An 18,247-nucleotide genomic window follows, 5' to 3' on the forward strand; every position below is an offset into this window, starting at 1 on the left:
AAAACCGGACTGAATAATGTTGAATACTTAGCCTGATAATTTCATTCGGTTATTATGTTGGCCACAATTTTTTCAGCGTCATGAAAATAAAAACCCTTGCCTTTGCCGGCAAGGGTTTTTGAATACCTAGTGCTTTGGGACATACTTGAAAATTTCGCCTGATTCGACGACTTGGATGAATTTCATCAGCCAGCGATAATAATTTTGGGCATATTTCAGCCTGTCGATATCGTCAGCTATTTTCTGCTTTAAATGATCGTCTTCGGTCTGGTCACGGATCATCTCCAACTCATGAATAGCTTCTGCCGCTTCCTCAATGTTTGTTTCTGTGTGGTGACGCCACCTGTTTCCGAACAAAGAAGTGAAGGATTTATACCAATCTTCTTCTGATTTATACAAGTCCTTCCTTACCCCTTTTTTATAAGCCGGCTGAACCATTTTCATCTCAGCCAATGATCTGACTCCCGTCGACATACTTGTCTTGCTCATTTCCAGCGCGTCACGCATATCATCCAATGTCATCGGCTCTTCTGCAAAATACAATGCGCCGTATAGACGTCCTACTGATGAAGTAATCCCGTAAAGGTTCATGTTTTTTGCAATCACTTGTATAAACTTTTCAATGGTTTCTTCATACTCAGACCATTCGCTTGATTTGTCACTATTTGGCAATGGAATACCCTCCAACCACTTTATCTTCAGTTATTTTATCATTCCTTTACCGATTATGCTAATTCGATTACTTCACTATTTTCTAAATCGATAACAGGTATCTCTTCCAAGCTTTTTTGAATGGATTTGCTGCTAGAAAATAGAATAATCTGTTGTTGGTGGTCGGCAATATTTTTGAGAATACTGCCAAATTCCTCTTCTCGTTTTTGATCAAAATGGACAAAGGCATCATCAATAAAAAAAGGCATTTTTTCAGCCTGATACACGCTGCTTAAAGCAAGCCGAAGGGATACGTATAGTTGATCAGCTGTTCCTTTTGAAAGTTCCTCCACGGCATATCGGAATCCTTCCTGGTCTGATACGGAAAACGGATGGCCATCTTCCGGAGGAAAAATGTCCACATATTTTCCTCCCGTCAATTTATGGAAGTGATTTGCAGCTACCCTGAGTGTGTGTGGTAAGTAATCCTGTTGATAATTTAATTTTGTCTCGGAAAGCATTTCTTTGGCTGTTTGGTAAACCGCCCATTGTTTTACTTGTTTTTTCAGTTGTTCGATTTCCCCAGAATACTCGTGCTTGAATTGAGAAAAGTGTTCTGACCGCTCCATCCCGCTAATCTTGGAGCGAATGTCCGCTAACTGTTGCCTGGCTGCATCCATTCGGGATTCCAATTCTTTTAACCTTGTATCGATTTGTTCCAACCTTTGTTCTGCCTCCGCCTGACTGGGCAGATTGTCAAGGTAATGACTGATCTCCTTCCCTGACAGAAGAGGAGCAAGTTGACTGCGGCAACTATCCATTTTCCCCCTTATTGATTGGGCCTCTTGCTGTTGCCTTCCAAGACGCCGGAATTCTTCTTCATTTTGAACAGCTGCCGTCTTGAATAACAAGCCCGTGTCCTGTTCATAAGGCTGCATTTCCTCTATTAGCTGTTCCCTCTCCCGTGTAGTTTTTTCCAACCATTCCTCATACTGCGAGAGTGTTTGCCTGGTTTGTCTTTGTGTTTCCAACTGTTCTAGGAGTAAATGAACAAGATCCTTGGTTTTATCAGCATCCTCCAACCCATCCTCTTTAAAAAATTCCGTTAACGTTTTTCTGTAATCCTCCATCTGTTGGATCAATTCATCTTGCTCCTCGTCTAGGCGTATAAGAGAATGATATTTTTCCATACAGGCATTCAATTTATGATACAGCTTCGGCCAGTAAGCTGGATCCACATCGGCGAGAAAAGGATAGTGGCTTTTTTGTTCTTTAATTTGCCGTTCAACCTGCTGGTGTTTTTCCTGGATGAATTTTTTCCGTTCGGAAAGCTTCAATAACTGAAGCGACCGCTGCTTGATTTGACCGTTAATGGCATGCTCCTCATCCAAAAGCTGATAATGACGGCGAAGCTTCTCTTCAGCCTCCTTGTAGTCTGTCTCCGTCCCATGCATGGTAACCGGTTCACGCTTTGATGCAGGGCTGGACATCCTCTCTGGGAACTTTTTCGTGTACCAAACCGGGACCATTCCAGCCAGAAACAGAATAAGACCAATCGCATAAAAACTTTTGATATCGGACAGGAATGCTGCTGCTTCAAACAACACGGCACTTATTGCAGCCACACCAAACAATGTCCATGCCTGTCTCTTCCGCCATTTGTCAAACTGGTCAAGCATAACCGGGTTCCTATTAGAAGACTCAACGTACTCCTGCGTACGTTTTTTATCTACTATTTTCTGTAGTTCTACTGCTGTTGATTCCTCTAGTTTCCCCCTATCCAAACGTGTCTGCTCTTCCCGCAAAGAACGCAGCTCCTCCTCTGTACTTCGTTCTTCACGCTTTATGCTCTCCCATTCTGCTTCTACCTGCTGCTCTGCCTCTTTTATTTTATGCCAGCTGTCCTCGAGGTGAAAAGGCATAGAAAAAGATCCAAGCTGCTCCCAGTTTAAATCAAGATGAAGATCGTTTACCTGCTGCTCTAGTTCTGTGGCCGCTTTTTTCCTTCTCTGTTTCAAGTAGTCTAACTGGCTTGCCTGCTGCTGATACGTTTGAGAAGCGGCACCTAATGCCTCTGCCTTTTCCAGTTTCTCTTTCGGCCATAATTTCTGGTGGAGTGACGATATTTCTTGTCGGTACTCCCGTTCGTTGCTTTCCAATACCGCCAACCTGCTCCGTAATGGTCGCAGTTGCTCTTGAAGATATTCATAACGCTCCAGACCCTTTTCCGGAAAATGGTCGGTTTCAGGTAGTCGGGTCCATTTATCTTGTTCTCCTGCAAGCATGTAAAGAATCGGCAAAGCCTGCACTAGTTTTTCGTGCTTCGTCCTTGCCGCTTTTGCATCCTCTAAATCCCGCTGTATCATTTCTAGATTGCTTATCAGTTCGTCCTCTGTTTTTTTTTGCTGCTGATAGGATTCCTCCTGCTCCTGCAACTGAATCCACTCTTGCTGCATCGATGTTAACTTATTCAGCTGGCTGTTTATTTCCGGGTTCTTTCCCTGCGGCTTGAATCGTTTATCTAACTCATTTTCCAATTGTTTTTCAATGGAGTATATCTTGTCTGTACCGGTCATTCCTACGCCAAGAAGAAGTTCGCCGAGATCTTCCGCCTTCATGGCATGCAGTTTCATCAAGTCATCGGCATCAAACGAAAACACGGATGCAAAACTGTCCCGGTTCATGCCTTTTAACTGTTTGCTCCACCAGTCACTCCCCTTCACGCTTCCGTCAGGCAGATAACAAATGGCTTCTCCACTTTGCTTTTCATGGGTTCTTTCGATATAAAAGATTCCTGCTTCTTCTGTCCACAGCTTTAATCTGCCTCCGATTTTCCCTCCGGTTTTTGGTCGAAAAAATTCACGCTGCTTCGGCGGGAGACCGAATAGGATAAACAACATGAACTGCCGGATTGTTGATTTGCCGGACTCATTTGGCCCACTGATAAGGAACAGGTTTTCCTCCGGGAATCTTACACGGAAGTCCTGCCATTTACCAAATCCATAAATATGGGCTGCTAACAGCTTCATTATGACTCCCTCATTTCTTTAATAGCTGATTCATCAACAAGTTTTCTGCCATTTGTTTGATTTCCGACTGCTCTTCTTCCGAAAATCCGGAAAGATACTTTCTTGCCTTGCGGTGATGAAGGATCGGCTGTAAATAACGGGTTATATTGTCTGTCTCCTGAAACCTTTTTGCCAATTCACCGGCAAAATGGTGACCCTTCTCCAGCTCTTCCCAGTTCCAGCTATCTTCAACTTGAACCGAGTAACCTTGTATGTAAGCCCACTTATTCTCGGTTCGATCGATTTCATTACAAAAATCCACTGTTTCGTCCAGATACCCAGTCTGTTGCCAATCTTGAAGGACAGTTCGGTTACTGAAAAAAATAACATGGAGAATCACTTTCCCAAAACGATTTTTACAATCCTCCAGATGCCTTTCGATAACCGGAACCATCTCCTGAGGATCTTTGCAGGAGGAAACATCCACTTTGATGCTTTCAAAGCGGATTCGCTGCAACGGGTGAAAAGTCAGTGCTGCTTCTCCATTTTTTAACTCAACATGGTAACAGCCTCTTTCACCTGATTCTTTTTTTGAGCGCCCCTGGATGTTTCCTGGATAGACGACGGGAGGGAGTTGGTTTAATATGTCACGAGTATGAATATGCCCGAGCGCCCAATAATCAAACTCCTTATCGGTCAGATCCCGCAAGTGGAAAGGAGCATAGACATCATGCTCTTTGTTGCTGTGAAGACTGCCGTGCAGCATGGCAATATGATACGGGGCTTCCCCTTGTATGGTGTATTCCTGCGTTTTATTCTTCGTGACCGCCCTTTCCCGGTAACTGAACCCATATATATTAGCAACAGTCACGCCATTTTTCTGAAAAGGAATCGAACGGACTTCTTGGTCGGAAAATACATGGACATTTCCAGGAAATTGATCAATAAACTTGCTGCCCTCTGTAAAGTCATGATTTCCATAGGACAAATAAACTTCAATGTGGTGAACGTTCAACTTCTCAAAGGCCGCCTTTAACTGCATTCTTGCCAGCAGGCTGTGCTGATTTTCATCAAACACATCGCCGGCGATTAAAACAAAGTCGACTTGCTTTTCGATTGCCAGCCGGACAAGCGCTTCCAGAGCACCAAAAGTACTTCCTCTAATTTGTTCAAAAACGGCTTCCGGTACATTTCCCAAACCTTTGAACGGACTGTCCAAATGCAAATCGGCACTATGTAAAAAAGATATTTTTTCTTTTGCCATATAAACTTTCCTTTCCCATTTGGCTACAGTTTAATTTTAGCAAATCCAAAGGCCGAATGCACGTTCGTTATACGAGTTTCAGCTACAATCACGAACAAGCGCCAGCCTGTTCCAAATCAGCCAATGATTAAAGCAACGGGACAAAAGCAAAAACCGAACGATGATTCGAAATCCTAAACATTCGAAATCGTTCGGCCTTTTTTTTGATTTTCACTCTAACCCTTGGCGAAAAATTAACCATTTTATTCTTTTCTAATGAAGAGTGCAAACCTCCACTACGGCAAGGTAACTTCGCTTTCTGCGGGTATATACTTTCTAAGAAAGTTGAATCCCCCCGTGGAAAACGGAGTATCAATCGAATCACCTGGATGCCTGATGAAGTTCTTATAAACTTCTTATCCTGTTATCGTTCGATTTTTGCAGATGAATTCATTCATGTCCCAGCCTCTTTCCAAATGAAGTAGAACCTTCCTGGAAAACGTATCAAGATTTTTTAGAAAGCTGTAATGCTTTTTTAAAGTCCTTTAACGAAGATGCTTTGCCGTACATTAAAACACCTCCGCGATAAACCCGTGCTCCCAATGCCGCCAGCAAAGCTATCGAAGCAAGCATGATGACGATTGATAAGGCAACTTCCCATGCCGGAATATCCAGCATGCCCACTCGCAGGAACATTAGCATCGGGGTAAAAAACGGGATATAAGAAGTGACTGTCACGAAACTGGATTCAGGCATATTCAAACCGAACATGGCGATGAAAAAGGCGATCATCACCAGAAAGATCATCGGCATCATCAGCTGCTGTACATCTTCGATGCGGCTGACGAGAGAGCCGAGCATCGCCGCCAGCGTCGCGTACAACAAATAACCAAGTACAAAAAATACAATTCCATAGATAAAAGTGGAAGCCGTCACTCCAGATAGGCCAAAGTATTCAAAAACGCCGCCTGTCATTTCAGATTGTTTTTGTTGCAGGACGATATAACCGACTACAATAAACAAACCGACTTGGGTCAAACCGAGCAGTGCTATCCCAAGTATCTTGGCAAACATCTGACTCACCGGTGAAGCGCTGGAAATCAAAATTTCCATGACTCGCGATGTTTTTTCATTCGCAATATCCATGGCAATCATATTGCCATACGTTATCACTGATATATATAGCAGAAACAAGATAATATATACGAGACCGCGAGCCTCACTCAATTCTTCTTCTGTTTTGGCGCTCTCTTTCAACGCCACTGCTTCAAATGCAACTGGTTGATAAATTTCCTCAAGCTGTGACTGATCGATGCCTGCATTGTTCGTTGCCATGGCTACTTTGATTTGTTGCAATTGTTGCTCCAACGTATTGCTCAGTTCAGATGAGGCGATTTGGTTAGCGTAATAAGATGCCTGCGGCAAATTTTGTTCGCCATAGCTTATGGAAAGAAAGGCCTCGTACTCTTCTTCCTCAACAGCCTGTTTTGCTTCTTCCGCTGTTCCTTCATATTGCTCCAGTGTGACATCAGAAGCCGTGTTTTCCACACTCTCTTTTAGCGGAGCGAAGATGTCTCCCGTTTCATCGAGAACCGCTACTTGTCTATCTTTCTCACTATCAAACAAATCGATAATCGAATTGATATTCGCCAATCCCACGATAACGAGTAAAGCGATGATGTTGGTGATCAAAAATGACTTCGTTTTGAAACGGGTCATGTATGTATGGGACAAGACGATCCAAAATTTACTCATAAGATGCACCTGCTTTCTCTATGAAAATATCGTTCAAGGACGGCTCTTCAAGAGCAAACCTTCTCACAAACCCTCGATCGTGAAGGGCAGTCAGCACATCCTGCGATACCGCTTCATCATTGATCTGCAGCTCGCATCCTTCTGTCGTTGCTTTGTAATCAACGACACCGACAAGATCCTTTAAAAATGATAAGTCAAAATCAGCATGAATAAATACGTTTTTCTTGCCAAAAGCACGCTTGATTTCTTTTAAGGATCCATGAACGACTGGACTGCCATGCTGCATGATGCATAAATACTCACAAAGCTCTTCCACATGCTCCATCCGGTGGGATGAAAACACAATCGAAGTTCCCTGACTTTTTAAGTCCACTACAGCCTGCTTAAGCATTTCTACATTGACGGGATCCAAACCGGAGAATGGCTCATCCAGTATCAACAACTTGGGCCGGTGAATGACAGCGGAAATAAATTGTATTTTTTGCTGGTTTCCCTTTGATAGTTCCTCAATTTTTTTATCTAAATAAGCAGGTACACGAAATTTTTCCAGCCAGCTTTTTAATTCAGCGACGATTTCATTTTTTTGCATGCCGCGCAGCCGGCCAAGATAGATAATTTGGTCCTTGACCGTCAGTTTGGGATATAAACCACGTTCTTCGGGTAAATACCCGATTGCATCACTGTTACTGTAATTGATTTTTTTGCCATCCCAATCGATGCTTCCCTCTGTAATATCAAGCAGCCCCAGTATCATGCGGAATGTTGTCGTTTTACCTGCCCCATTCGCCCCCAAGAAGCCGAAAATTTGACCTTCTGGAATTTCCAGTGACAGATTGTTAACCGCGGTGAAGTCACCGAAGCGCTTGGTAACATTACTAATTTTTAATGTCATAGAACATCTCCTCTCCCCATCTCCCCTGTAATTACGTTCTATCTAAACGAAAAGTTCCGTTTTCATTATATATTTTTCTATTGAAAGGGTATAGGGTTATAAGGTGTTTTTGTACCATTAAATTTAAAAATAGGAAGTAACGTACACTTTTTTTCAATTTGACTTAGACCGATATCGCAGCTATCGAAGAAATACTCTTCCTCCATTTTCATACAACCAAAACATCGGTTAAGGGACCGGCAAGAAGGAAGTGAATTTCCATAAAATTATTTGGTATTTCTGAACAATAGCAACAAGCTGTTTAAAAGCTTTATTCTTAAAAGGAATTTGGCCAGGTAACAAAGAATAAGTATACGGAATTATCATGTAGGAGGGTAATTAGTGAAAACTTATGTACTGACTGTATTTGACCAGGAAGGAAAAAAACTGCTGGAGGAAACCTTCGAAGCAGCAAGTGATAAAGACGCTGAAAAAATCGGTACAAATCGGCTCGAAGATTTGGAATATAGTAACTATACGCACCGCTGTGTTTCTCCGGATGGGAAACTTGTATTGTTTCATCGTTGACAACATCTGCTTGTCTTTTAACAAGCTCTTACGACAAGTTAAAGCAGTGCTGCTAAGACAGAGAGAAAATCCTCGAAGGGGTGATGCGCTTTCACGCCTAAGATGAAAACATTATGATTAAAAAAGCAGCCCCATCCATGGATGGGGCTGCTTCTCTGCCTTACTGCTGCTGATCCGGGTTACCGTACAACTCTTCTAACGGTTTCGTAATAATTTTACTTACATCATTAATAACGACGTTCAGTCGTTGTTCTTCTTCCATCAGTTTGGAAATATCCGGATGTTGTTGAACCAATTCTACAACACCTTTTGCTTTTTCTACTTCTTCTTCGGTGATTTCCTGGCCTTGCATTTGTTTTTCTTGAAGCTGCATTTGGGTAGTACGGAAATCATCAAACATTTTTTTCGCCGATTCATCGGCCATTACCTTATCGTAAGCTTGTTTCAGCCCTTTAAATTCATCACTTTCACGGATTGCCTTTTCCAGATCATAGGCACTGTCATAAATATTCGCCATTTGTAAAATCCTCCTAATTTTTGCGTTCTCACGCTACTTTCCCCACTATAACAAACCTAAAATACAATGTATAGTCATAGGGATGAAAGACGGAGGGTCCCTCTAGTTCAGCAGCGTAACAATCAGTCCCTGGATAAAACCAATCGCTCCTCCAAGCAATGCTCCCAGATAGGTAATCATCTTGAACTCCCGTCTGGATATGTCCAGTACCAACTGCTCAATCCGTTTGGTGGGAAATGCCTCTACTTCTTTTTCAACAATTTCAGCCAGGTGGAGGCTGTCCATCAATTTTTCCATCCGCTCGCCAAGCGTACTCGAAATTTTATCCACCATATTTGGAACCATATTAGTCAGGATTTGCTGTTTAAAGGGCCCTGTCCATGCCTGAATGGATTTATTCAACCATCGGTCGACTGGAACGAACCGGGAAACCACTTGACCGATCAGACCAGCAATTTCATCTGGCCCCACTTTTTCTTCAAGTTGGCCGATTGTGGTCTGGTAGTAAAGGCGTTCCACTTCCTGACCGAGCATCTTTTCAATGATAGTGCCAGCCTCCTCCGACCTGACATAATCGACAAGTAATGGCTGAATTTTGTCGGCAAGACCCTCATTCCCTAGAAAAGAGGAAATCATATTTCCGAAAAAACCCTTCCCATCCAGATAATTCTCCACGATGGTGCCTATTTTATTTCTTGCTTCTGTACTGGATAAATATTCCGCCAGTTTATCCTGGGCAAACTTGCCGGCACGGCTTACTCCATTATTGAGTTTTTGTTCCCATTCTGGCGGTAAAAATTCATGTAAAGTCTGTTCGTGAATAGCCGAGACAAACTCCCGATATTGTTTCCCTGACAACTCGGCAATTTTCTCTCTGACATCCCGCTCGTTCACAGTGAATCCTAAAGATGCCAATGCTTCTTTTAAGGTTGCATTGCTTTCAAGCAGGCTCGCTGTTTCCTTTTGCGCCCAACTCGTCAGTTGTTTTTGGAAGATAGGTTGCTGCAGCTTTTTTCTGATTCCAGAAGGGGTCAGCAGGTGTTCCACCACCATGCGTCCCAATTGTCTGGCCAGCTCATCCCTACGCTTTGGAATCAATCCAGGAGTGAATGGAAGCTTCCATGATCCCAGATATTTAGCCTCATAAGGACGAAACAACATTTTAATCGCCAGCGAATTTGTCAATCCGCCAATAATTGCTCCTATTACGATCATCATGATGATCAATACAATTGCTGACACTTTTACATCGACCTCTCTTTTTCAATTGCTTGCCAGAGTTCCCACGCATGTAGCGGGAACTTCCACATATAATTGGTTAGTAGAACATGCTATCAACGGGAGGGGATTTTGCGATGGAAACATTCAAGATTAAATTTTATCCTGGCAACCATAGCCGGATGATTGTTCCTTACCGTCATTTAGAAAAGTTTCAGGATACAACAGAGATACAATACGGCCCCATTCACTCCCCTGTTGAAACGCTTGTCCACGATAAAGATACTGAAACGTTATACATCTCTTCCCGCTTGAAGGGCGTGCTCAACCTGCACAAAAGCTCTTCCTTCACAGTGAATTTTCAAAAAAACCGATGTATCATCCTGTTGACGATGGGTATCTTTACTGCCGGTTTCTCTGGAAATCATTTTCTTACAGATGAACGCTCCCCTATTTTCCTCCGGTTAATTCGGGCTGGAGAAAAGATAGGGATGCAGGCTCTGATTTTTGGCCACCAGCATATCGACCGCGACAACGCACATATCCACGCCTTTTATTTTGAAAATGGGAGCTGGAAGCAAGGACGCTTTCCAATACCCAAGGTGATTTACAATCGAATTCCCAATCGTAAAACAGAACACCACCCGGAAGTTATCCGGGCCAAATCCACTCTGACTGAACAAGCAGTTTTGTTTAACAACAGTTTTTTTAACAAATGGGAAATTTATCAATACATGATGAAAGACCCGGCATGTTCTTTTCTTGTACCGGAAACTATTTTACACCCTTCCGAGAAAAAAATCGAAACAATGCTCAAAAAATATAATGTATATATCAAACCGATTCATGGTAGCAGAGGGAACGGGATCATCAAGTGCCGTAACCTCCCTGCCGGTGAACTGGAGTGCCATTACTACTTGGAGGACAAACCGCAGGTAAACCGTTACGAAAAACCCGCAGCATTTTTTCAACAGCACTTCCCGAATGGAATGGAAGGTTACATTGCCCAGCAGGAAATCGACTTAGTTCAAAAGAGAAAAAGCCCGCTTGATTTTCGTGTCCATGTCAACAAGAACCATCGAAACAGTTGGGAAGTCCCACTTATATGCGCAAAATTCGCCGGAAAGGGAAGCTTGACCACCCATGTGAAACGTGGTGGAAAAGTATTGCTGGTTGAAGAGGTATTTGGGGAAGAAGAAGGAAAAAAACTTAAAAAAAGACTTGAATCAATGGCTCTGTTAGTTGCTGGGAAGATCGATAAAAACTATCCAACAACGATTGGGGAAATCGGCATTGATTTCGGGATCGACAAAGAGGGGCGTGTCTGGCTGTTTGAGGTCAATTCTAAGCCTGGCTATGGATTCCTCCAACACCCGAAACTCCAGGAGCATGCGGAGACCGTGCTGGCCTTCCCGTTTCAATTTGCCTTCTACTTAACCAATCTGCAAGAAAGATTAAACAAGGAATGAATCACCTCCTTCTTAGCAATCCTATTAAGATAAGGAGGTGGTGAAGTAGTGAATAAAAATGGGCAGTCTTTTTTTAAGGATAAGAAAACCTACGAACTTGATGTCGACCGAATGATCAATGAGGGACTTGCTGGCGGAACTGTACGTGCAAATAAAGAACGGAGTCAGATCGAAGAAAGCCGCGACTTGCCACGGCAGGAGCAGCCCTTTTCTGATCCCGAGTAATGCTGCAAAGTCCTTTTTCCGGGAGAAAAGCTTATGTAGCTGGGACAAAAGCATGGTCACCAAAAGTCAATACCGAACGAATTCAAAACGCTAATCGAATTCGCTCGGTATTTTTGTTTTGTAAAATCCTTAGATAGACTTTCTTTTTTCTGGTTTTGTGATTTAGTGATTCCTATCGCACTAGCAAGATACTGCGCGAAGTACTTTACCGGGGTGGAATAGTCGCCATTTTCCCTTGGCCACTGAAGTTTTTTCTACACATCTTATCCAGTTATCGTTCGTTTTTTTAGGGGTTCGATTAGTTTTCTCCAGATTGTGGACCTGCCCACTAAGCACTAGCACACCATTCACCTTTATGCTTTCCCCTCTTTTCTTCTGCGGACAAAACGCTTTAAACTCATTCAAGTCTGCCGTGCTTGTCCTTTTTGGTATAATGAAAGAAACAGGAAGAAGGAGACAGTTTTTATGATCAACAAGCTACGTGCCGTTTTTCCCGGACTGATTGAATACCACCCCGAGAAGCAGCCGGACATAGATGCTTACCGATGGTTTACTACGGATAAAAACGAAATAGTCGGCATTCCGGAAAAGGAACTTTCGGAAAAGGATCTGCTTCTCCTGGGAGCCTTCCTTCAACCTTATCATTTCCACCAGGCTCCAATGAATCAGCAGGAACTTGCCTGGACGGAACTGCTTTTTCGCGGCACACAGCCTGATTTGTTGTCGGAAATAAAGGGAGAAACTTACCGCTTTATTTATTTTCACTTGTCTGAAGCCGATACTGAACCAGCATCTTTTCGGGAGGCCATTGCCAGCTTTTATCCTGAATTCGTCCCCATCGTTTGGATTTCAGCTAATCAAGGGATCATCGTTGAACAAGGGCGCGAGCCAGATGACGGGGAAATAAGCTATGGACAGATCACCGATTTGTTGATGAGCGATTTTTATATGAAAGTCCATCTTTTTATCGGACCCTCTTTTTCCGATTTAGCACAGGCTCGCAAGCATTTTCAAAAAGGGGCTGAATGGTTTGAAACGATCCGCAAATACAACAAAGGCTCTGTCGTATCTTTTATCGATGCTGTTCCTTATCTCTTCTTGTCGCAGTCGAGCGTCAGAAACAAAGAAATTGTTTCCGCTGTTTTCCAAGATACGTTAGAGGAGAAAGAATTGTTGGCGACCATTCAGACGTTTCTTGAATGTAACTCCAATGCCACCATGGCTGCCAAGAAACTATACATGCACCGCAACAGCCTCCAGTACCGGGTGGACAAATTCATCGAAAAAACCGGAATCGACGTCAAACAGTTCAAGGGTGCTTTAACGGTTTATTTAGCGTTAATGATCAACCAAATACGCTGAATTGGTAAGTGTGCACAAAACCAACTGCAAGACTTTGTGCACCTCGTCCATTTACCTTTAACAAACAACTGCGTACAATGAACCTATCAAATAAAAACGCTTACATAAAGCGGGAGGAGATAAACATGGCTGAACTTAGTCTGAAGAACATTTACAAAGTCTACGATAAAAACGTAACAGCGGTCGAGGATTTCAATCTGGAAATCGCTGATAAAGAATTTGTGGTATTTGTCGGTCCTTCCGGCTGCGGAAAGTCCACTACTTTAAGAATGATTGCCGGTTTGGAAGAAATTTCAGACGGAGATTTTTATATTGATAACACTCGTATGAATGATGTGGCCCCGAAGGATCGCGACATCGCTATGGTATTCCAAAACTATGCCTTGTATCCGCATATGAATGTGTATGACAACATGGCTTTTGGACTGAAGCTCCGTAAATTCAAAAAAGACGAAATCGACCAGCGCGTTCAAAACGCTGCAAAGATTCTTGGTCTTGAGGGTTACCTTGACCGTAAGCCGAAGGCACTGTCAGGTGGTCAGCGTCAGCGTGTTGCACTTGGTCGTGCCATTGTACGGGATGCCAAAGTGTTCCTGATGGATGAGCCGCTTTCCAACCTGGATGCAAAGCTGCGTGTCCAAATGCGCGCAGAAATCCAAAAGCTGCATAAACGTCTGCAGACCACTACCATTTACGTTACCCACGATCAGACGGAAGCAATGACAATGGCCACCCGTCTTGTTGTATTGAAGGATGGTATCATCCAGCAGGTGGGGGCGCCAAAGGAAGTGTATGATAAACCGGAAAACGTATTTGTTGGTGGGTTTATCGGTTCTCCTTCCATGAACTTCCTGACCGGTACTTTGAATGAAGGCGAATTCCAAATTGGGGATATTAAAATCCAGGTTCCGGAAGGAAAAATGAAAACCCTCCGTGCCCAAAATTATGTAGGAAAAGAATTGCTTCTTGGCATTCGTCCAGAAGACATGCACGATGAACCAGTATTTATTGAGTCGACTCCGGGTACAAAAATTTCTGCTACCATCGATGTTGCCGAATTGATGGGATCTGAATCCTATCTTTACTCCAAAGTAAACGATCAGGATTTCATTGCCCGTGTAGATTCACGGACAGACATTAATGGCGGAGAAAAGATCGACTTGGCCCTTGATATGAACAAAGCCCACTTTTTCGATATAGATTCTGAATTAAGAATTAGATAAGTGTTTTGGAGCAGCAAGCATTCCCCCAAGCTTGTTGCTCTATTTTTATTACTTCACAACTTCCTGTATTACTTCCGTTTTCTGCGTATCACAGCCTAAACACTGAAATAAATGGACACAAGTATGACTGCTCCTGGAATCTTTTACTCCATCGACAGTCTTGGCGATTTCAATATCGAGATACGGACTATAATCCCCCATGAAGTCAACCAATTTCCCTTGATCGGTCATCTCTCCCCCACACTCTGAGCACGCTCTTTGAACCGTTCTCATACCATTGCAAAGTGGACAAGCATACATGATCAGTTATCTCCCTTCCAAGTATAACGTGTACCGTTTCTCTTCCAGATATTCCTTTAAAAAGACTTTGGTATTATTCTCTCCTGATTGTTCATTCCATTAACAGAATGTTTCAACATGACAGAAATGTCTTTGCTTGAGAGGGTGTCTTCGCTCTAAACAGACAAAAACCCGGACTAAATAAAGTTAGGGGGGGGGAGCAACACTCCTATGAAAAGCATCTTTAAAATTTCCTGAAAAGTAAGTAGGAGAGACACCTGATTAGGTGTCTCTCCCTGCCATTATTGATTCACTTATGATTGTTGAGTACCACCCATTTGTTGTTGGGCAGTTCTTACAAGACGTTTCGTGATTTCTCCACCAACAGATCCGTTGGCACGAGAGGTGGTATCAGCGCCAAGGTTAACGCCGAATTCTTGTGCGATTTCGACTTTCATTTGATCTAAAGCTTGTTCTACTCCTGGAACTAGCAATTGATTGTTGTTGTTGCTTGCCATGTGTATCACCTCCTGTAACCCTATTATTTACGGGAGGACAGATAATATTTATCCACTTGTTTGGTAAATATATCATGCGAAGGAAGAGACTATCCATTAGGAGGTGCCCAGCATTCCTCCGTACTCTCAAGGGTTGGAAGAACAGCACCCGATACAATTAGCTTTTTATCTTACATTGAAAAAGGAGGCACTTATAACAAGTGCCTCCACAGCCATATTATAAAATTGTCAGAGGGGGAAATTAAAATTGTTGTGAACCGCCCATTTGCTGTTGTGCAGTTCTTACCAGACGCTTGGTGATTTCTCCACCTACAGAACCATTAGCACGGGAGACTGTATCAGCGCCAAGATTAACACCGAATTCTTGTGCGATTTCGACCTTCATTTGATCCAATGCTTGCTCGATACCAGGCACTAGTAATTGATTAGAGTTGTTGCTTGCCATGTGTATCACCTCCTGTAAACCTAGTATGGAACAGAAATCGTCAGATTATCAGGAGAAAACTTTGGTAATTCAGCGTTATCTTGTAAATGCTTAAGAACTTGCGCCTTCACGCGTCCGTCTTTTCCGGTGATAAATGGCATTTATTTCTGCACCAATGACTAGTGTCAACCCTGTCAGAAAGAACCAAAGCAGGAGAATGACTACGCCGCCGAGACTACCGTAAGTAGCTGAATAGTTGCCGAAGTTACCCAAATAAAAGGAAAAACCAAAAGAAATGACTTGCCATAACACAGCTGCACAAACGGCTCCGGGGACTACTTGCCGAATAGGAAAATCAATGTTAGGCGCCAACCAGTACATTGCTGTTAAAATCACAATCATCACGACAATACTGATCACCCAACGCAATACATTAATCAGCACTTCTGTTCCGCTCGGTAATCGAATCAACGAATTGACAAAATCAAGCAGAACGCCGCCGAAAATAGGCAGAACCAGTGCCACTGCCAGCGCAAGCACCATTCCCAATGTTAATCCGAGTGATAATAATTTCACTTTGATAAAAGATCGCGTTTCTTCCACGTTATACGCATGGTTGGAAGCATCGATAAAGGCGTTGACAGCCTTGGAAGCAGACCAAAGGGTCCCCAAAATACCGACCGTCAGCAAACCGCCACGCTGGTTACTGACGACATTAACGACAGTATCTTCAAAGGTGCCTGCAATTTCTGAGGGAACAACATTTTCCACAAAGCCTACCGCTCGTTGAGGGTCGATTGACAAGTAAGGAAGAATTGACAACAGCAATATCAATAAAGGTACAATTGCAAGTAGATAATAAAATGCCTGGGCTGCCGCCAAAGTGGTTGCATCATCTTTTTTAAATTCTTTTCCAAGTTGTTTTCCGTATTCAATCACTTTACTCATTACCTTATCCTCCTATCAGAAACATATCCTTGCTTGGTATATCCCCGATAAAAAAACCATTCAATCATTTTTTCCACCTTCATCAATTAGACCAATAAGAATAAGGTAAGGCTGATTGCAAAAAAACATAACATGAAATATGCAACGGGGGACCACCCAGTTCAAAAATCAGAAAGCCCTTCTTATTTTTGAAGTTATTATCACAGGAATTAAACTGAAAAAACCGAACGAGTACGAAAGCTTGTGCCCTTTCGAATCGTTCGGTTTTTTGAGAACTATCTTTTGTCCCGCTCGCTTATTTAGTTTACTTTGGATAAGTCATTTCTTTTGGGTTGATGTATTCGTCAAACTGCTCTGCGGTCAACAGACCAGAATCAACCGCTGCTTGCTTTAGTGTTGTATTATCAGCAAAAGCTTTTTTGGCGATTTTTGCCGCATTTTCATACCCGATATGCGGATTCAGTGCCGTTACCAGCATAAGTGAATCCTTCAAATTTTTCTCGATATTTTCAAGATTGGGCTCCAAACCTTTTACACAGCGCTCATCAAATGAAAGCATGCTGTCCGCCAATAATTGCGCCGACTGAATAAAGTTATGGGCGATAACTGGTTTGAAAACATTTAGTTCAAAGTTGCCTTGACTGGCAGCGAAGCCGATCGCCGCATCGTTGCCCATTACTTGGACTGCAACCATGGTAACCGCTTCGCTTTGCGTAGGGTTTACCTTTCCCGGCATAATCGAGCTCCCTGGTTCATTTGCCGGAATGGTTATTTCCCCGATGCCGCAACGCGGACCACTAGCCAGCCAACGTACATCATTGGCAATCTTCATCATATCTGCTGCTAAAGCTTTCAATGCGCCATGCGAATGAACCAATTCATCATGGCTCGTCAGCGCATGGAACTTATTTGGAGCAGACACAAAATCCTTGCCAGTATACTCGTTGATTTTTTTACAGACGCGTTCTGAAAATTCCGGATGAGCGTTTAACCCTGTACCCACTGCTGTACCACCGATGGCCAGTTCTTTTACATAGCGAATACTGTCGACCAGCATTGCCTCTGACTTTTCAAGCATTCGGTGCCAACCGCTGATTTCCTGTCCCAGCGTTAGCGGAGTGGCATCCTGTAAATGGGTCCTGCCGATTTTCACAATATCCTGAAACGCTTCCATTTTTTCTTTTAATGTTTGTTTCAAGGTGTCAAGCGCAGGGAGTACAGTATCCTCTAATTTGAGCACAGCCCCGATATGCAAAGCGGTGGGATATGTATCATTCGAACTTTGTGATTTATTAACGTCGTCGTTCGGGTGTAGCCTGTATTCACTATTTTTTTCATCCAACCACTGGTTTCCCACATAGGCAATTACTTCATTAACATTCATGTTCGATTGCGTGCCGCTTCCTGTCTGCCATACAACTAACGGAAAGTGTTCCTTCAGTTCCCCTGCCATAATTTTGTCTGCCGCATATGCAATTGCTTCCGCTTTATCTTCCTCCAGCAGGCCGAGGTCACGATTAGCCATTGCAGCACTTTTTTTCAAAACTGCAAAGCCATCAATGACTTCCTGTGGCATTTTTTCCGAGCCAATTGGAAAGTTTTGCTTGCTTCGTTGCGTTTGTGCCCCCCAAAATTTATCAGCCGCAACGTGCATTTCTCCCAATGTATCTTTTTCGATCCGATAATCCATCGTTAGACATCCTCCCTTGAATATAGTTCTTCTTCATTGTACCAAATTTTCAAAGAATGTAGAAAACCGACGGGCTGCTGCCAATATAAGGATTTAATCTTCTAACTATTTATTCTATTCTAACTCCATGATAAAATGGGGACAAAGCAAGCGAAGGGAGAGACTTTTCAGGATATCGTTTCTTCGTTTATGCTCGCGATTATAAGTGGTGAAAGAGAGCCTGCCCAGCACGGCTCTCTTTCTTTATCTTCCAACCGT

General features: G+C 43.0%; 17 protein-coding genes. 5 read left to right on the forward strand and 12 right to left on the reverse strand.

Annotated elements, in window-relative coordinates:
* Positions 1-126: 126 nt before the first annotated feature.
* The 5 genes from BLR82_RS06715 to BLR82_RS06735 all read right to left on the reverse strand — a co-directional run bounded on the left by BLR82_RS06715 (position 127) and on the right by BLR82_RS06735 (position 7,549).
* Positions 127-672 carry a GbsR/MarR family transcriptional regulator gene (locus BLR82_RS06715; RefSeq protein ID WP_074598168.1) on the reverse strand — a complete coding sequence of 182 codons (546 nt, stop codon included), beginning with the start codon at positions 670-672 and terminating at the stop codon, positions 127-129.
* 53 nt (positions 673-725) lie between these two features.
* A complete protein-coding gene (locus tag BLR82_RS06720; RefSeq protein ID WP_074598169.1) occupies positions 726-3,680 on the reverse strand; it encodes an ATP-binding protein in 2,955 nt (984 codons plus the stop codon).
* A 10-nt stretch (positions 3,681-3,690) separates the two neighbouring features.
* The gene (locus BLR82_RS06725) at positions 3,691-4,923 is read right to left on the reverse strand and encodes a metallophosphoesterase family protein (RefSeq protein ID WP_074598170.1); all 1,233 of its coding nucleotides are present in this window, start codon (positions 4,921-4,923) and stop codon (positions 3,691-3,693) included.
* Between the two features lie 483 nt (positions 4,924-5,406).
* On the reverse strand, positions 5,407-6,657 hold the full coding sequence (locus BLR82_RS06730; RefSeq protein WP_074598171.1) for an ABC transporter permease: 1,251 nt from the start codon (positions 6,655-6,657) through the stop codon (positions 5,407-5,409).
* Positions 6,650-7,549, reverse strand: a complete 900-nt coding sequence (locus BLR82_RS06735) for an ABC transporter ATP-binding protein (protein WP_074598172.1) — start codon at positions 7,547-7,549, stop codon at positions 6,650-6,652. Before BLR82_RS06735 ends, BLR82_RS06730 begins: the two co-directional genes overlap by 8 nt.
* Positions 7,550-7,930: 381 nt before the next feature.
* Between BLR82_RS06735 and BLR82_RS06740 the strand changes: the two genes are divergently transcribed.
* Positions 7,931-8,116, forward strand: coding sequence for a YhzD family protein (locus BLR82_RS06740; RefSeq protein WP_074598173.1), 186 nt, complete (start codon positions 7,931-7,933; stop codon positions 8,114-8,116).
* Positions 8,117-8,276: 160 nt separating this feature from the next.
* Here the strand turns inward: BLR82_RS06740 and BLR82_RS06745 are convergent, their stop codons facing one another.
* Both BLR82_RS06745 and BLR82_RS06750 read right to left on the reverse strand, forming a co-directional pair.
* Positions 8,277-8,633, reverse strand: a complete 357-nt coding sequence (locus BLR82_RS06745) for a YlbF/YmcA family competence regulator (protein WP_074598174.1) — start codon at positions 8,631-8,633, stop codon at positions 8,277-8,279.
* A gap of 102 nt (positions 8,634-8,735) precedes the next feature.
* Entirely contained in the window at positions 8,736-9,875 is a 1,140-nt protein-coding gene (locus tag BLR82_RS06750; protein ID WP_083334733.1) for a DUF445 domain-containing protein, read from the reverse strand.
* Between the two features lie 113 nt (positions 9,876-9,988).
* Here BLR82_RS06750 and BLR82_RS06755 point away from each other — a divergent pair, with 113 nt between their 5' ends.
* The 4 genes from BLR82_RS06755 to BLR82_RS06765 all read left to right on the forward strand — a co-directional run bounded on the left by BLR82_RS06755 (position 9,989) and on the right by BLR82_RS06765 (position 14,130).
* Entirely contained in the window at positions 9,989-11,320 is a 1,332-nt protein-coding gene (locus tag BLR82_RS06755) for a YheC/YheD family endospore coat-associated protein (RefSeq protein WP_074598175.1), read from the forward strand.
* Between the two features lie 48 nt (positions 11,321-11,368).
* On the forward strand, positions 11,369-11,545 hold the full coding sequence (locus tag BLR82_RS20985) for a hypothetical protein (protein WP_175486760.1): 177 nt from the start codon (positions 11,369-11,371) through the stop codon (positions 11,543-11,545).
* A 465-nt stretch (positions 11,546-12,010) separates the two neighbouring features.
* Complete coding sequence (locus tag BLR82_RS06760; protein ID WP_074598176.1) at positions 12,011-12,907, forward strand: PucR family transcriptional regulator; 897 nt, start codon at positions 12,011-12,013, stop codon at positions 12,905-12,907.
* A 125-nt stretch (positions 12,908-13,032) separates the two neighbouring features.
* Positions 13,033-14,130 carry an ABC transporter ATP-binding protein gene (locus tag BLR82_RS06765; RefSeq protein WP_074598177.1) on the forward strand — a complete coding sequence of 366 codons (1,098 nt, stop codon included), beginning with the start codon at positions 13,033-13,035 and terminating at the stop codon, positions 14,128-14,130.
* Positions 14,131-14,178: 48 nt separating this feature from the next.
* Here BLR82_RS06765 and BLR82_RS06770 read toward each other — a convergent pair whose 3' ends face one another.
* From BLR82_RS06770 to fumC, 5 genes are all read right to left on the reverse strand, one after another.
* Positions 14,179-14,361 carry a hypothetical protein gene (locus BLR82_RS06770; protein ID WP_245693658.1) on the reverse strand — a complete coding sequence of 61 codons (183 nt, stop codon included), beginning with the start codon at positions 14,359-14,361 and terminating at the stop codon, positions 14,179-14,181.
* Between the two features lie 362 nt (positions 14,362-14,723).
* Positions 14,724-14,927, reverse strand: coding sequence for an alpha/beta-type small acid-soluble spore protein (locus BLR82_RS06775; protein WP_026569106.1), 204 nt, complete (start codon positions 14,925-14,927; stop codon positions 14,724-14,726).
* A gap of 241 nt (positions 14,928-15,168) precedes the next feature.
* Positions 15,169-15,372: an alpha/beta-type small acid-soluble spore protein gene (locus BLR82_RS06780; protein WP_074598179.1), complete on the reverse strand. Its 204-nt coding sequence runs from the start codon at positions 15,370-15,372 to the stop codon at positions 15,169-15,171.
* Positions 15,373-15,462: 90 nt separating this feature from the next.
* Complete coding sequence (locus BLR82_RS06785) at positions 15,463-16,299, reverse strand: YihY/virulence factor BrkB family protein (protein ID WP_074598180.1); 837 nt, start codon at positions 16,297-16,299, stop codon at positions 15,463-15,465.
* Between the two features lie 304 nt (positions 16,300-16,603).
* Complete coding sequence (gene fumC / locus BLR82_RS06790) at positions 16,604-17,989, reverse strand: class II fumarate hydratase (protein ID WP_074598181.1); 1,386 nt, start codon at positions 17,987-17,989, stop codon at positions 16,604-16,606.
* Between the last annotated feature and the right edge of the window lie 258 nt (positions 17,990-18,247).

Origin of the sequence: Sediminibacillus halophilus, from assembly GCF_900103695.1 — a bacterium.
In the GTDB taxonomy this organism is placed as follows: domain Bacteria; phylum Bacillota; class Bacilli; order Bacillales; family Amphibacillaceae; genus Sediminibacillus; species Sediminibacillus halophilus.